The 14323-nt window shown below is 50.1% G+C and carries 14 protein-coding genes; 2 read left to right on the top strand and 12 right to left on the bottom strand.

What is annotated here, in order from left to right:
- Positions 1–95: 95 nt before the first annotated feature.
- The 8 genes from H6G45_RS02530 to H6G45_RS02495 form a co-directional block, all read right to left on the bottom strand.
- On the bottom strand, positions 96–1355 hold the full coding sequence (locus tag H6G45_RS02530) for an HhoA/HhoB/HtrA family serine endopeptidase (protein WP_190596295.1): 1260 nt from the start codon (positions 1353–1355) through the stop codon (positions 96–98).
- A gap of 203 nt (positions 1356–1558) precedes the next feature.
- Positions 1559–1993: a DUF29 domain-containing protein gene (locus H6G45_RS02525; RefSeq protein WP_190596293.1), complete on the bottom strand. Its 435-nt coding sequence runs from the start codon at positions 1991–1993 to the stop codon at positions 1559–1561.
- 110 nt (positions 1994–2103) lie between these two features.
- Complete coding sequence (locus H6G45_RS02520; protein WP_190596291.1) at positions 2104–3000, bottom strand: sugar ABC transporter permease; 897 nt, start codon at positions 2998–3000, stop codon at positions 2104–2106.
- A gap of 158 nt (positions 3001–3158) precedes the next feature.
- Entirely contained in the window at positions 3159–4391 is a 1233-nt protein-coding gene (gene urtC / locus H6G45_RS02515; RefSeq protein WP_190596289.1) for an urea ABC transporter permease subunit UrtC, read from the bottom strand.
- A 103-nt stretch (positions 4392–4494) separates the two neighbouring features.
- Positions 4495–5661, bottom strand: a complete 1167-nt coding sequence (gene urtB / locus H6G45_RS02510) for an urea ABC transporter permease subunit UrtB (RefSeq protein WP_190596287.1) — start codon at positions 5659–5661, stop codon at positions 4495–4497.
- A 183-nt stretch (positions 5662–5844) separates the two neighbouring features.
- A complete protein-coding gene (gene mutL, locus H6G45_RS02505) occupies positions 5845–7524 on the bottom strand; it encodes a DNA mismatch repair endonuclease MutL (RefSeq protein ID WP_190596285.1) in 1680 nt (559 codons plus the stop codon).
- 220 nt (positions 7525–7744) lie between these two features.
- Positions 7745–8380, bottom strand: a complete 636-nt coding sequence (locus H6G45_RS02500) for a peroxiredoxin (protein ID WP_190596284.1) — start codon at positions 8378–8380, stop codon at positions 7745–7747.
- Positions 8381–8563: 183 nt separating this feature from the next.
- A complete protein-coding gene (locus tag H6G45_RS02495; RefSeq protein ID WP_190596283.1) occupies positions 8564–8851 on the bottom strand; it encodes a DUF2442 domain-containing protein in 288 nt (95 codons plus the stop codon).
- A gap of 54 nt (positions 8852–8905) precedes the next feature.
- Between H6G45_RS02495 and H6G45_RS02490 the strand changes: the two genes are divergently transcribed.
- Complete coding sequence (locus H6G45_RS02490) at positions 8906–9232, top strand: YbjQ family protein (protein WP_190596281.1); 327 nt, start codon at positions 8906–8908, stop codon at positions 9230–9232.
- 32 nt (positions 9233–9264) lie between these two features.
- Here H6G45_RS02490 and dprA read toward each other — a convergent pair whose 3' ends face one another.
- The 4 genes from dprA to H6G45_RS02470 form a co-directional block, all read right to left on the bottom strand.
- A complete protein-coding gene (gene dprA / locus H6G45_RS02485; RefSeq protein WP_190596279.1) occupies positions 9265–10461 on the bottom strand; it encodes a DNA-processing protein DprA in 1197 nt (398 codons plus the stop codon).
- A 27-nt stretch (positions 10462–10488) separates the two neighbouring features.
- Positions 10489–11778 (bottom strand): hypothetical protein, encoded by a 1290-nt coding sequence (locus H6G45_RS02480; RefSeq protein ID WP_190596277.1) that lies wholly within the window; start codon positions 11776–11778, stop codon positions 10489–10491.
- A 28-nt stretch (positions 11779–11806) separates the two neighbouring features.
- The gene (locus H6G45_RS02475; RefSeq protein ID WP_190596275.1) at positions 11807–12271 is read right to left on the bottom strand and encodes a DUF3531 family protein; all 465 of its coding nucleotides are present in this window, start codon (positions 12269–12271) and stop codon (positions 11807–11809) included.
- A gap of 141 nt (positions 12272–12412) precedes the next feature.
- A complete protein-coding gene (locus tag H6G45_RS02470; protein WP_190596273.1) occupies positions 12413–13081 on the bottom strand; it encodes a Mo-dependent nitrogenase C-terminal domain-containing protein in 669 nt (222 codons plus the stop codon).
- Between the two features lie 142 nt (positions 13082–13223).
- Between H6G45_RS02470 and H6G45_RS02465 the strand changes: the two genes are divergently transcribed.
- On the top strand, positions 13224–14309 hold the full coding sequence (locus H6G45_RS02465) for a phosphotransferase enzyme family protein (protein WP_190596271.1): 1086 nt from the start codon (positions 13224–13226) through the stop codon (positions 14307–14309).
- Positions 14310–14323 lie beyond the last annotated feature (14 nt).

Raw genomic sequence — 14323 nt, 5'->3', positions numbered from 1 at the left:
AGGGTGAGGGGCAACTTAAATTTTTGCCGACGGGCCTTGATCCAACATCCTAAAAGTTTAGGAGAAAAGCCCCCGTTTGTCCTAGCAATAGTCATTTAGTTGGGCGGGGTAATCGGCAAAGCACCAATGGTAACCTTCAAGTTCTCTTTTTGGCCGTTGCGGAGAATGCCTAGTTCCACTTCGTCTCCCACCGCTAGTTTGCCCACTAGAGATTGTACCTGTTCAGCATTTTCTACCGGTTGTCCCTGGAGCGATTGGAGCACGTCTCCCTGTTGCAGTTTGGCGATCGCCGCCGGAGAGTTGGGCATGACCTGCATAATCACTACGCCCTTATCCACAGGAATGTCCATACCCGTTTCTTGGCGAATTTGACTTTGCAGTTCCGGGGTCATGGTCACCATTTGAATGCCGAGGTAGGCGTGTTCCACTTTGCCAGTGGCAATTAACTGTTCAGCAATTTCCTGGGCTTTATTAATGGGGATGGCAAAACCAATGCCCTGGGCGTTTTGAATAATGGCGGTGTTCATCCCAATCACCTGGCCATCGGCATTGAGGAGGGGGCCGCCAGAGTTACCAGGGTTAATGGCCGCATCGGTTTGGATAAATTCCACTCGTTTGTCGGGCACACCAATGTCCGCACTACGGCGGCCCGTAGCACTCAAAATCCCCGTGGTGACAGTATTATCTAAGCCCAACGGGTTACCAATGGCGATCGCCCATTCCCCTACCTGCAGGCGATCGGAATCCCCCAGGGCCACGGTAGGCAGATCACCAGCGTCAATTTTGACCACCGCCACATCCGTAGAAGGGTCAGAGCCCATCACCCGACCGGGGAAGGAACGACCATCTTTGAGGGTTACTGTCACTTCATCGGCCCCATCCACCACATGGGCATTGGTGAAAATCTTGCCATCATTGCTAACGATGAAACCGGAGCCCGTTCCCCGTTGCACCCGCTCATTGGGCATGGGGGGCATCTGGGAGCCAAAAAATCTTTGGAAGAAGGGATCGTTAAACGCCTGGGGTACCTGGGATTTAACCGTTTTTTGAGCGTTGATGCGCACCACTGCGGGGCCAGTGGATTCCACCACGTCCACCACAAAATTACTGGGTTCCCTAGGGGTTAAACGACTTTGTAGGTTGTTTGCTAAGCCCTCTTTAATGGGAGCACTGGATTGGCTGGTTACCAAAGGGGAAATAACGGAGTGATCTGCTAAGTGTTCTGCCCATTGGGGATTGGTTAAAACAAAAGTCCCCCCAGCGCCAATGCCCATACCCACCAGGACTAGCCCCAGGTAGGCCAAGGAAATTTTAGAAGGGGTCTGTTTGGCAGAATGGAGGGAAACGTCTTTCATGGCTTGGTGGCACTTATTTGCTGGATTATTGCTTAAAACAAATCTAGGGAAAAAAGTCAGCCCGGTGAGGAGCAATTGGGAAAACGGCTTGGGCTGACATTTATTAATGTAGGGGAGGGGTATGGCAGGGCTGTGACAAACAGATGAAATTTTTGTGTCAGTTTTTCAGGACAAGGTCATTGTTTTAGAGGGCTTTTTTGTATTTATTCTGATTTTGGGAAAAAGTCGGGGTCTAGGATCTGAGCTTGGGTGTAGGGGGATTCTTTGGGGAAGTTGTCGGGGGTTAGTTTGGTTTCCTGGGGTGCATCCCTTCGAGCATCTTGGTAACAATCGTCTAAAACCTGTTGCAAAAAGGGCTTCAGGCTGGGGCTGTCTTGCAGGATTAGCTTGAGTTGTAAGCGTTGCTCTTTGATAGTGTAGATCCAGTTGCTCTGTTTTTCGGGTTGGTATTGCCATTTCAGTAGGTGAGCCATGAGGACAATTAACCGGCTTCGTACTTCCCTTTTGTTATTCCGTCCCATGGATTCTATTTCTTCAATGAGGTTGTCCAGGTCTAACCCCTTGATGTCACCGCTTTTGAGTTGGTTGACGGTCTGCTCTATCCACAGGTTGAAGTCGGTTTCATACAGTGTTTTCATACTTTTTGCACTTCCTTTTCTTCCACTACGACATCGGGGAATTCCATCATACTGTCCTCCTGGATTTGTCCATTTTTTTCAGTCAGGGTCAATTATGTCTCCTAAGAGCTTTAACGGGACGGCAGGTTACCGCCGGAAAGTTTGAGGTTAATCACCGAAAAAATGAAAATAACCAAAAACAGGACTAGCCCGATCGCCGAAGCGTAATTCATTTCCAAGTCCTGAAAAGCCCGTTCGTAAACGTAGTAAACCACCGTTTTGGAAGCGTTGAGGGGGCCCCCCTGGGTCATGATATACACTTCTTCAAAAACTTTGAGGGCGGAAATGGAAGATAGCACTCCTACCAATAAACAATAGGGCCGCATGAGGGGAATGGTGATGTCCCAATGTTGCCGCCAACCGTCAGCCCCGTCGATCGCCCCTGCTTCATAGAGTTCCTGGGGAATGGCCTGCAGGCCCGCCAAATAAATAACCATGTAATAACCCAATCCCTTCCACACCGTCACCACCATCACACTCCAGAGGGCTAAATGGGGGCTAGTGAGCCAGGGGATGCCATCACTAAATCCCAGTAAGGCAAGGATTTGGTTGAGGATGCCGTTGGAAGCGTAGAGAGCTTTCCAGGCAATGCCTGCCACCACAATGGAAATAATCACCGGGGTGTAATAGGCCATGCGGAACCAAGTAATGCCCCGCAGTTTTTGGTTAACTAGAATGGCTAACCCCAGGGGCAACATGATTAACAGAGGCACTACCCCCACTAGATAAAGAAGAGTGTGGCGAAAGGTCAGCCAAAAAACTTTATCCCGCCAAAGCCGTTCAAAGTTAGCTAACCCTACCCAGGTGGGAGCCTTGGTCAAGTCCAGTTCGTATTGGGTAAAACTGAGGGAAAAAGCCTGTAATGCTGGATAGAAAACCGTTGCAGCCATCATAATCAAAGCGGGCAACAAAAATAAATAGGGAGTCGCCCCCCTAGGCCAACGGCGATCGGACCCAGAGAATGTCATAGGAAAATGCCATAAAACTAGACCAGGTTAACATACCCATTGCTATCCCTTGACCCATTCCTTATAGGAGAAATTGCAGTGGTAATGGTTATGGATTAGTAATGTTTTTCGGCAGGAGAAAATTTTCCTTGGTTAAGGTCGGCCCAAGCTTAAAAAGCTTACGGTTCTTCCGGTTCCCCTTCGAATTGTTGACGCTCTTCCTGCACCAGGGGATCTTCTTCTAGGCTGGGAAAGGTAGCCAACTGGGGTTTACCCCGGAATAAATTGCGCAGTTGGACAATGCCCTGTTCTTGCCACCAGCCCACAATACCGTTGGGGAGCACTGTCACCACAATCAGGAACAAAGCCCCTTGGAAAAAGAGCCAAACTTCGGGAAATTGTTCACTCAAACTACTCTGGGCGAGGCGTACCAACAGGGTTCCCAACACTGCCCCCACTAAGGTAGCCCGGCCCCCGACCGCTACCCAAATGACCATTTCAATGGAAAAGGCCACGTCCATAATGCTGGGGGTAATAATACCCGTTTGCACCGTGTATAACCCCCCCGATAAACCGGCGATCGCCCCGGAGATGCCAAACACCAACACCTTAAAGCCCGTGGGGTCGTAGCCCGTAAACCTGACCCTAGTTTCATCGTCCCGGATGGCCACCAAAATGCGCCCAAAGCGTCCGCTGGTAAGCCAGCGACAGAGAATATAAACCAACAACAAAGCCACCACGGTCAGCTCATAAAATACCAGTTGGGCTCCGTCGGAACTGGCCAGGTAACCAAAAATTCTTTCCGTATCGGTTTTTAAGCCATTGGTTCCGTTAATTAATTTCTGTTGCCCGTTGAAAAAGTTGTAGAACACCAACAGGGCCGCCTGGGTCAAAATCGAAAAATATACCCCTTTAATCCGGTTACGAAAAATCAGATAACCCAACAGCGCGGCGATCGCCCCCGGCACCAATACCATGGCCAGCAGCGTGATCGGTAGGGAATGGAAAGGTTGCCAAATCAAAGGCAGTTTGTCCACCCCGTAGAGACCAAAAAATTCCGGTAATTGACCATCCGGCAACTGGAGATTGAGGTACATAGCAAAGGCGTAGCCCCCCAAGGCAAAAAAGATGCCATGGCCCAGGCTCAGCAATCCTGTGTAGCCCCAAATTAAGTCAATGCCCAAAGCAATAATGGCCAAGGAAAGGAAACGCCCCATTAACCTGAGCCGTAGGAAGGGAAAATTCTTCAGCAACCATTGACCCACCACCCAATCCGATAGGGATAAAACGGCAATAATCAAGGGAATACAGGCAAAAACCAGCACCGCTCCAAATAGGGCATAGTCACTCCAACCTAGCTTCTTTAGGAGTTTGCCTAGGGGAGAACCAGGGTTTTGGGGAGGATTTTGCATAGGAAAAATGACCAGGGATAAACAAACAAGTTAGCTAAATGAATTACCCCCTTGGGCCAGAGCAACAGAACTGACCTGCCAGAGGGGAATGGATGGGTCACTGCTATAGCTCTGCGGTACGCCCCTTGGGGGGGAAAATGCCCGCTGGCTTAATTTGCAAAAAGAGAATAATCAAAGCAAATACCAACACCCGGGCCATACTGGTGGTGGCGAAAAAGGTGAAAAATTCGTACAGGGGTTGCAAGGCTCCCTCTGCGGGAAATAGGCGAATTAGGGTGCCACTACCGATGAGGTCACTGGATACCCCGATCGCCAGGGAAGCAATGATGGTTCCCAATAGGTTACCAACGCCCCCCACCACCACCACCATGAAGGTGTTGATAATGTAGTTTTGGCCAATGTTAGGCCCCACCGCCCCGAGAAAACTAATGGCACAGCCTGCAATGCCCGCTAGCCCAGAGCCTAGGGCAAAGGTCAAAGCATCCACCTGCCCAGTGGGAATGCCCAAACAGGCACTCATACCCCGGTTTTGGGTAACGGCCCGAATCCTCAGTCCCCAGTTGGAGCGGTAGAAAATCAAATATACCGCCAGTAAACAGAGCAGAGTCAGGAAAATGATAAAAATCCGGGTGGAGGGTACTTGGAAAGTGCCAATGGCAAATCCCCCCCGCAACCAAGTGGGAGCACTGACGTTAACGTTCCTGGCCCCAAACCAAGCCCGATTCCATAGGGGCGAATTGCCCTGGGCCACAGCGAAGCCACTAATGCTGGCGATCGCCACCGAGAGAAAGAAAAGAACTACCTGGGCTTTCCCTAACCAAGGTTTGCCACCGGCCTGGCGTTTGATTAACCAGGTGCCGCCAAAATAGAGCAGCAAAAATATGCCCACCACCAGCACCATAATCCAGTTCACACTGCGGACAAACTGCTGCAAAATCAGGCTTACTCCCCAGGTGGCTAGCAACGTTTCCAGTGGTCTGCCATACAAGTAGCGGATGACCTGTCTTTCCAAAACTAGACCGGCGATCGCCGCCACCAGGAAAGCAACGGGTAAAGCCGCAAAAATGTAGAGGTCAAACCAAGGGTCGCCAAAGCCCTGGAAGAGGTTTTGCACCACAAAGGTGCTGTAGGCACCCAACATCATCAATTCCCCATGGGCCAGATTAATTACCCCCATGAGGCCAAAGACGATCGCCAATCCCAGGGCGGCAATCAGTAATACTGAACTTGTGCTTAAACCGTTAAAAATACCTTCTAGGAGTACTGACACAATGTTTTCTAGAATTGGAAGAAAGGGGGGCAAATCCAGCTTAAACCCTTCATTTCCGATGGTTTGGACGGAAATGGCTTGGGGGAAAACCGAGTTAGCCTTTATAGTTAACCCTGCCCTGTCCGATAAATTTGTTACCCGTGATACCAAGAGTGGGTTAAGCCAGCATCGGTTCACAGTAATTTAAGGGGAAGAAGTTTTCGGGTTAACAAGCCAATTCCGGCGGAAAAAACGGGCCAGGGATGATTCTTCCAGGGCCAAATAGATGGGGCGACCGTGGGGACAGGTGTGGGGATTTTCACATTTTTGCCATTGCTCAATCAATGTTTTCCAGGCACTGCGATCCAATTCCGTACCATTTTTAATTGCACTACGACAGGCGATCGCCGCTTGGGCAGTGGAGAGGGAAGATAACTGACTGAGTTCCCGGAGAATGGCAATAATTTCTGCTTGCCCCTGAAGTAGGGCTGGTAAACTACGCACAGCCCAGATGTCCTCCCCGAAAGGATCTATTTCTAGCCCTAAACTTTGTAATTTTTCCACCTGTTCCAAGCTAAATCCTTGCAATATCAGCGGTTGCTCGAGGGAAACACATTGCCAATGTCGTTGCAACTCCTCGAACAAAACCCGTTCATGGGCCACGTGCTGTTCCACCAACCACATACCCCGGTCATGTTCCACCACAATGTAGGTCTGGCAAATTTGGGCGATCGCCTTGAGGGCAGTGGGCTGGCCCAACACAGTTTCCGTGAGGGAGGTTGGGGCCTGCAACTGGTAAACTCCTCCAGGTTCCGCCGCCTTGAGCAATTGGTTCAAGCGGGGAGTGGCACTGCCTTCTACTAGGGCTAACTCCTTTTGCAACAAGGCTTGCAGTTGTCCCTGCCAGTGGGGCATATCCTGCAAATAAATTTCCGTTTTCGCAGGGTGACGGTGCCAATCGATGCACTGGGGCGGCAGTTGCCAATGGGCAAAGCACAGGGGATAGCGTTGCCGGGGCAAGGTGCGGTGAAAGGCAGCCGTAATTGTCTGGGTTAGCTCTGGCACATTCACCGGGCGACCATTAATGGCAATGATTAACCAATCTGGCCGGGGACGATGGCAGCGGTCGGGGTAGCCAAAGGTCAAACTTAAATGGGCTGATGCCGCTGAATCCTCTGAATCATCTATGGTGGCGGGTAGGGGCAAAGATTGTTCCCCATGGCCAAGCTGGCTAGCTTGGAGGGATTTCAGGCATTGCAACAAGATCGCTTCAGCATCGGGGCCAGGGCTAAGGCTCAACCGTAACCGTTCGTCCTGCCACAGTTGCCAAGTTACCTGGGGATGGCAGAGGGCTAATTGTTGCAGATAGGTCACCATCGGCCGCCAAAACTGCTGACTTTTAGCAAAAGCCTGCCGACGTTGGGGAAAATTAGCAAACAGTTGCCGCACTTCCACCCTGGTTCCCACGGCGATCGCCACCGGTTCAATCTGCTCTGGTTGACCCTGGGGACTGTAGGTAATGCGCCAACCACAATCCGCACTGGCCACACTGCGACTGCTAATGGTTAACTGGGCCACCTGGGCCAAACTATGGAGGGCTTCTCCTCGAAAACCTAAAGTTTTAATCCGCTGTAAATCTGCTTGGCTACTAATTTTACTGGTGGCATGGGGCAAAACACTGGTTTTCAGTTCCGTCAAATCCATGCCCTGGCCATTGTCCAGCACTTCCAAGCGCCACTCTTCCCACCAAAGACGAACCAAAATTCGATCAGCGCCAGCATCCAGGGCATTTTCCACCAATTCCCGCACCACCGCCAAGGGAGAATCAATCACTTCCCCCGCTGCAATTAAATCCACCAACTGGCGATCGAGAACTTGGATCATCGGAGTAAGTTGAGGAAATTTCTGCAAAGGGCCACAAAAAAGAGGGTAGATGATTATCCTCCCCCTTTGCTCAAAAGCTTGTTGAATTTAATTGATCAAATTGATCAAGTTGATCTCAGAACCCAATCGGTCAGTCCCTATGGCTAATGGCCAAGGAGGCGGATCAGAAAGTGTTTCAAATATCTGTCAATCGCGGCCAAAGGAGTTGTGCAAATCAAAACTACTTGTTTGGTTGGGGGGTCATGCGCAGGTAGGGTTTGATTTCTTCCACACCTTTGGGGAATTTGACCTTGGCATCCTCGGTGGAAATGGAGGGCACCACCACACACTTGTCGCCATCTTGCCAGTTAGCCGGGGTGGCCACTTGGTGATAGTCGGTTAATTGTAAGGAGTCAATGACCCGGAGGATTTCAGCAAAGTTACGGCCAGTACTAGCGGGATAGGTGAGGGTCAACCGTAGTTTTTTGGCGGGATCAATGATGAAGACAGAACGCACCGTCAAATTATTGAGGGCATTGGGGTGGATCATGCCATAGAGATCGGACACCTTTTTATCGCCATCGGCCAAGATGGGATAGTTAACGCTGGTGTTCTGGGTTTCATTAATGTCACAGATCCAGCCTTGATGGGATTCCACGTCGTCCACACTGAGGGCAATCACCTTAACGTTGCGCTTATCAAATTCCGGCTTCAGTTTGGCAACAGTGCCCAATTCGGTGGTACAAACCGGAGTGTAATCCGCAGGGTGAGAAAATAAAACAACCCAGCTATCGCCGGCCCACTCATGGAAAGAAATGGGGCCTTGGCTGGATTCTTGGGTAAAGTCGGGGACAACATCACCGAGTTGTAACGCCATAACAAATAGTTCCTAATACAATGCAAAATGGGGATCTTCTTCGATCATACTGCCATATCAGATACAGAATTTGGACGAATTGTTAGAAAACGCAAAATTGTCAGGAAAGGATTGGAATTGGGGCAAAAACTACTGACCTGACGCCCAAGATCCGGCCAGTTAGGCTAGGGCAAGGCGATCGCCTTAGGTCAAAGGCAACTGAAAATGGCCGGCCACTACTCCAGGGACAGTAATATCCTCATCTAACTCTTCCCAGCGGAGGGCATAACCATTCACTTCAACTTTGACCTTTGCCAGTTGTTCATTGGTAGCTTCTTTAAGGATACGGAAGCGATCGCCAGGAAAGCCAAAGATCCGTCCATCACTGAGTTCAATGTATATCATTCGTTTCTCCGCCCATGCTCTAACAGCAGTGGGTTCAACAATGGCATTACTGTTGGCATTTCTTGAATTTTTTGGGAGTGGTAACATCAGTAAGCTTTGAAGTTAAAACTAATTTAAACAAAATCGCAGAATCTTAAAACTATGCTGACTTCCACAACGGATATTGTTCAAGGCCGGACCATTGCTCGCTACCATGGCATTGTCACAGCGGAAGTGGTATACGGCACCAATGCTCTGCGGGACTTTTTTGCCGGTATTCGAGATTTAATTGGCGGTAGAACCGGTAGCTATGAACAAATCTTTGAAAAAGGCCACCGAGAGGCGATCGCCGAATTGGGTCAACGGGCCCAGAAACTAGGGGCCAATGGAGTAATCGGAGTGTCTGTAAATACCGGAACGATTAACATAGACGACCGGGGAGCATTGCTATTAATTACAGCGACGGGAACGGCGGTAACAGTGGATTAATTTGCCCGGTGGTGATAACTGATACCCCATATTCAACGTCTTTGGTAGCGCATGCCCGGTTCCTGGCTGACTAAACCAAGAATTTCCAACTGTAATAATCCAGCGGAAACATCTCCAATGGCCAGGGCTGTGACAGCGACAATTTGATCCAGAGCTGTGGGCTCTTCCTCTACTGCGGCCAGGATTTTCCCTAAAGTTGCCTCCAAGTCCTCCGGTGGTTCAGTCAAAGGTTTTTTACCCCTTGCCCCAGTGGTTAAAGTAGGAACATTGGTTGGGTCTGGATAGCGGGCTTGGCGATCGCCTTGGACATTTTTTTGCTCTTGTCCTTGATCTAGTAGGGGCATAGCTCCTAGGCTGGCCAACAATTGATTTTCCGAGAGAATTACCTCCGCTCCGTTATGGATGAGATTTAAACAGCCGTGGGCTTCGGGAATATCGGGGGAATTGGGTAGGCTAAACACGTCCCGGTTGAATTCGTTGGCATACTTGGCGGTGATTAATGCCCCGGATTTGGGGGGAGCTTCCATGACCAACACAGCCCTGCTCAGACCGGCAATGATACGATTACGGGCGGGAAAATTGCCCCTTTCCGGTTTACTACCCACGGGATATTCACTCAAAATTAGTCCTTCTGCGGCGATTTGCTCGAATAATTGCCGATTTTGGGGAGGATAAACCAAATCTAACCCAGTGCCTAAAACGGCGATCGTCCTTCCGTTCACCCGCAAACAACTGTTATGGGCATCAGCATCAATGCCAGCGGCTAAGCCAGAAACGATGGTGAAACCAGATTTGACCAGAGCTTGGCTAATTTTCCTGGTCCAACGGCTCCCATGCTCCGTGGGGTAACGGGTGCCCACCATGCCTACTCCGGGAATTTGTCCTTGACTTTCCCGGTGGTCAAGACGTCCCAGATAATACAACACCGGCGGCGGACTGGGGATTTCCCAAAGTAAACGGGGATAGTCTGGGTCATTGGGGGTAAGAAACTGAGGATTTTTTTGTTGATGTTCCTCTAAAAATTGAAAGGGATTGAGAGTATTTCTTTGTCCGACAATTTTCTCAATCAGTTTTTGGCCAAAACCCTCCACTTCCCCCAGGGCGATCGGTCTAGCCTTCCAGGCATTTTCCAAGAGCTCAAAATGTTGAGCCAGCCGCTTGAGCAACACTGGCCCTACCCCCTTAACCTGACTCCAGGCTAACCAATAGGCCTGTTCAGAATTCGCCATGGCTAATCAAAAATTTGTGAATAAAATCTATGACCCAGTGCCCCCAGAAATAGTTTGTATTTGATTAAGAATATTGTTTTCCTTTGTGCTGTATTTAAGGGAACGGGCTAGGGATAACGCTTGTTGATAGGCGGTTAACGCCGCACTGGGTTGTTGGGCATTGATGTAGAGTTGGGCAATTTTTTCGTAGGTAATCATCATGCCGTAATAGTTATAGGATTGCTGCTGTACCTGCAAAAGTTGTTTATAAATTTCCAAGGCATAGTTGGCCTGTTCACTGAACAGGTACAAATCCCCCAGCTTATCCAAGGCGATCGCCGCTGTGCTCAATTGTTTAATGGACCAAGCCAGGGTGTAGGCCTTTTGATAGGCTTGGCTGGCATTTTCCGCCTGCTCTAGTTCTAAATAATGATCGCCAATGGCAATCTGGATGTCGGGCACCAATTCTGGCTTACCGTCCTGCAATCTTCTTTGCACCAGTTGCTCTTTGATGCGAATGGCATTGTCGGGCTGGGCAGACTGTTTGTAGATTTCCCCCAATTTTTGTAAATAAATGCCTTCGTAATAGCTGTTGCGGGCGTTGGTGGCCCTGGCTAAAAGGGTTTCATACACTTCAGCGGCGGCGGGATAGTTAAATTTGGCCAGATACAGTTCCCCCAACATCGAGAGGGCCTGGTTTTCGCGGCGGTAATCCCCCTGTTGTTGAGCTTCCCGACGCATTTGCTGATAAACGGCGATCGCCGCATCTAGACTGTGGAGTTGCCCATAGGCTTTGGCAAAGGCCGTTAACAGTTCCGGGCTCATAGCCTTTTCCCTAGTCAGGGAAAGTTGTAAATCTTCCAAACGCTGACCGATGGCCATGACGTCCTGATTGCGCCCCTGCTCCCAGGCGATCGCCCCAATACGACCCAGGGCTTCAACCTCGGCCAAATCCCCCAACCTTTGTCGTCCCCGTAAACTGCGGTAACGGAGTTGAAAAGCCTGGTCTCCCTGCCCTGCTTGATCCAACACCAGGGCCTCAGCTTCCAATGCATCTAGGGCTTCGATTAACCGTCGCCGTTGCAAAGGGGTGAGGGTTTCCCCAGAAGGAATCAAGGGATCCGTGGGAAAAAGGCTGGGGTCAAAGGGATTTTCGCTGGGGCTGAGGGGGGGCGGTGTAATGGGCGGGGGAATGTAGGGAGTCCCCTGGGCCTGCACCGACTGAATATGGAAGGCCCCACCAATTAGGGCAGGGATAACCATCAACCAGACCAGAAGTAAGGCGGACTTTACTCCCAGGAAATATTGCCGATCGCCGGGGGACAGGGATGGATGCATAGGGAAAAGTGATGGGGACAGAGAGAACCTAATTGTGGTCAAAATCTTCGAACTGGTCGAAGCGGTCATCCTGGCGATCGCCAACGGGCCAATCTTCATTTACTCCCCCCACAATTAAACGGCGAATGGGTACGTAATCGAGGGAAAGCTGGTACAGTGCATTAATCAACACATCCAGGGCAATGAGGTCGCTAGTGCCCAAGTCAAACCAACAACGGCCCCAGTGGTCTTGGTATTGGAAGTCCGCCATATTATGCATGGGGGCCATCATGGAACTAGGAAGATTAGCACTGTCATAGTCCAAATAACTCAGGTCAATGCCCGTATCCTGTACTTGAAGATTTTCCGCATTAAAACCCCCTAGTTTGCCTAGGTAAAACCAAGAAGCAAACAATTCTTCCACATATTGTTGCTCCGCTGGGGCAGGATTAGTCTCGAATTCTAGCCAGATCCAAAAGTCAAAGGGATTTACTTCCCGAAATTGCACTTCCATAGGTTGGGGAGATGGTTAACTTTTAAACGTTATTAATTTTTAAGCGCAACGAGTCGGAGGGAAATGGACGGAATTAATCAGCCCAAAAGGGAAAAATTCCGAAAATTTCCAACAATTCGACCAAAAGAAATGAAATAGGATTCAAATATAAGGAGTGATGTCCTCTTGGCAGTCATCGGCCAGGTAGGAAAGGGCCCGGAACCTCAGGCCAATTAACTGTTCGTAGAGGGGATTAAGTTTGCACAGGGGGGGAATATGAACAATTTTGCGCCCAAATAGTTTAACATCCCGCTCGAAGGGACATTGGGGGGGCACCAGATGGCAAATGAAATGGGCCAAACGAGGATCCTGGATGGCCATGGCGTCCAGCCAGTCCTTGACGGGGTGAAGTAAATCGGGATGGGGATGTTCCTCCATTTCGGTTCGATCGCCGTTGGGATCACAGATGGTATGTTCCAATGACTCCAAGGCGTCAATTTTTATCCCTAGGGCTTGACTAAATTCCCGTAATAGCCGTCCTTCCACTGGAGAATAAAGGCCGTCGGCGATCGCCACCAACACCGCTGTACGCAGGAAATTTTCCGCTGTTTCCTTGTCGTTGCCCAAGCCTTCCAACAATTCCGCCGGGGTAATGGTCTTGAACAAGACCTCATCTTCTTTGTTGCCAAAACCCATCTCCTGGGTGAGGCCAGTAATCATTTGTTGCTCCGATTCACTGAAGTCCCCATCACTCCAAGCAATGGTCAGCAGTCCCCTCAACCAAGTGGCAATTTGGACATCGGTATAACGACTTTGGGTACGATTGGCCATGATTTTCCCCCGGGCAACTATGCGGTCATCAAACACTTAAATCAAACTCTAACTGAAGTGTAGCTTAGAATACGGAGCCCCTTCCCTTCCCTTCCTAAGCTAAAGGAGACTGCTTTGCGTCCTCACCACTCCCCCTACCCCCATGCCCCCCCTGCAACTACTCCGCTCCCTTTCCGCCCTACCGGACATTAACCCGGTGGTGGACTTTCCGGCTCCTAATCCAGCCCCGAAATCAACGGTGGGGGGAGAAGCATTTCCCAGCGTCTATTCCGCCTTGGCTCCCCATGCCCTAACAAATTTGGTGTTTAAGCATTACGACATTGAAGTGCCCAAGGGCTGTCGGTTTTGGCACCGGGGTTTGAGTGATGTTTATTTGGTGGAGACCCTAGCGGACGATTATATTTTGCGCATTTCCCACCAACATTGGCGCACAGAAAGTGAAATTCAGTTTGAGTTGGAGTTGCTCAATTTTTTAGCAGACCGGGAAGTGCCCGTGGCCGCCCCCCTCAGGCATCGGGGTGGGGGTTATGCCCTGGAAATTAATGCCCCGGAAGGCAAACGCTATGCTAGTTTATTTCCCTATGCCCCCGGCGGTGTGGCGATCGGCGATTTGAATAAAACCCAGGGATTTTTGTTGGGGGAAATGTTAGCTCAACTGCACCAAACAGCCCAACGGTTCAGACCTTCGGCCTACCGTCCTCCCCTCACCCTCAGCTATTTATTAGACGACTCCCTCCATACCATTGCTCCTTTCCTGCACCACCGGCTGGAGGAGTGGCGTTGTCTGATTGACATTTCCATGGCGATTAAAACCCAACTCAAATCCATTCCCACCCATGCTCCCTATTGGACTATTTGTTGGGGAGACCCCCACAGTGGCAATGTACATTTCACCGCTGAAGACCAGATGATGCTATTTGATTTTGACCAGTGTGGCATGGGTTGGCGAGCCTTTGATATTGCTAAATTTCTGCAGGTTTCCATGCAATCAGGCCTGGGGCGCAATATTCGGGATGCTTTTTTGAGCGGTTATAACTCCATTGCTCCCCTGACTGCGCTGGAGGAAAACTGCCTACAAGCGTTAACCCAGACGGCTTTCATTTGGTCTTGGGCAATTCATGTACAAACCCTGAAGCTATCGGATTACAGTCGGCTCCACAGCAGTTACTTCAAACGTCGGTTAGAGAATTTGCAACAGTTGGGGTCAACGGATTGGCAACTGTTTTAGACGCAGTGCTGAAA

It is taken from the genome of Synechocystis sp. FACHB-383 (genome assembly GCF_014698605.1).
Classification (GTDB): Bacteria; Cyanobacteriota; Cyanobacteriia; order Cyanobacteriales; family Microcystaceae; genus Synechocystis; species Synechocystis salina.
Note: the sequence above shows the minus strand (reverse complement) of the source record. Positions and strands in the feature narration are given on the sequence as shown.

Coding starts and splice junctions, on each gene's coding strand:
- H6G45_RS02530 (WP_190596295.1), bottom strand. CDS start 1,355: ATGAAAGACGTTTCCCTCCATTCTGCCAAACAGACCCCTTCTAAAATT.
- urtC (WP_190596289.1), bottom strand. CDS start 4,391: ATGCAAAATCCTCCCCAAAACCCTGGTTCTCCCCTAGGCAAACTCCTA.
- dprA (WP_190596279.1), bottom strand. CDS start 10,461: ATGGCGAATTCTGAACAGGCCTATTGGTTAGCCTGGAGTCAGGTTAAG.
- H6G45_RS02495 (WP_190596283.1), bottom strand. CDS start 8,851: ATGTTACCACTCCCAAAAAATTCAAGAAATGCCAACAGTAATGCCATT.
- H6G45_RS02500 (WP_190596284.1), bottom strand. CDS start 8,380: ATGGCGTTACAACTCGGTGATGTTGTCCCCGACTTTACCCAAGAATCC.
- H6G45_RS02470 (WP_190596273.1), bottom strand. CDS start 13,081: ATGGCCAATCGTACCCAAAGTCGTTATACCGATGTCCAAATTGCCACT.
- H6G45_RS02480 (WP_190596277.1), bottom strand. CDS start 11,778: ATGCATCCATCCCTGTCCCCCGGCGATCGGCAATATTTCCTGGGAGTA.
- H6G45_RS02520 (WP_190596291.1), bottom strand. CDS start 3,000: ATGACATTCTCTGGGTCCGATCGCCGTTGGCCTAGGGGGGCGACTCCC.
- H6G45_RS02525 (WP_190596293.1), bottom strand. CDS start 1,993: ATGAAAACACTGTATGAAACCGACTTCAACCTGTGGATAGAGCAGACC.
- H6G45_RS02465 (WP_190596271.1), top strand. CDS start 13,224: ATGCCCCCCCTGCAACTACTCCGCTCCCTTTCCGCCCTACCGGACATT.
- mutL (WP_190596285.1), bottom strand. CDS start 7,524: ATGATCCAAGTTCTCGATCGCCAGTTGGTGGATTTAATTGCAGCGGGG.
- H6G45_RS02490 (WP_190596281.1), top strand. CDS start 8,906: ATGCTGACTTCCACAACGGATATTGTTCAAGGCCGGACCATTGCTCGC.
- H6G45_RS02475 (WP_190596275.1), bottom strand. CDS start 12,271: ATGGAAGTGCAATTTCGGGAAGTAAATCCCTTTGACTTTTGGATCTGG.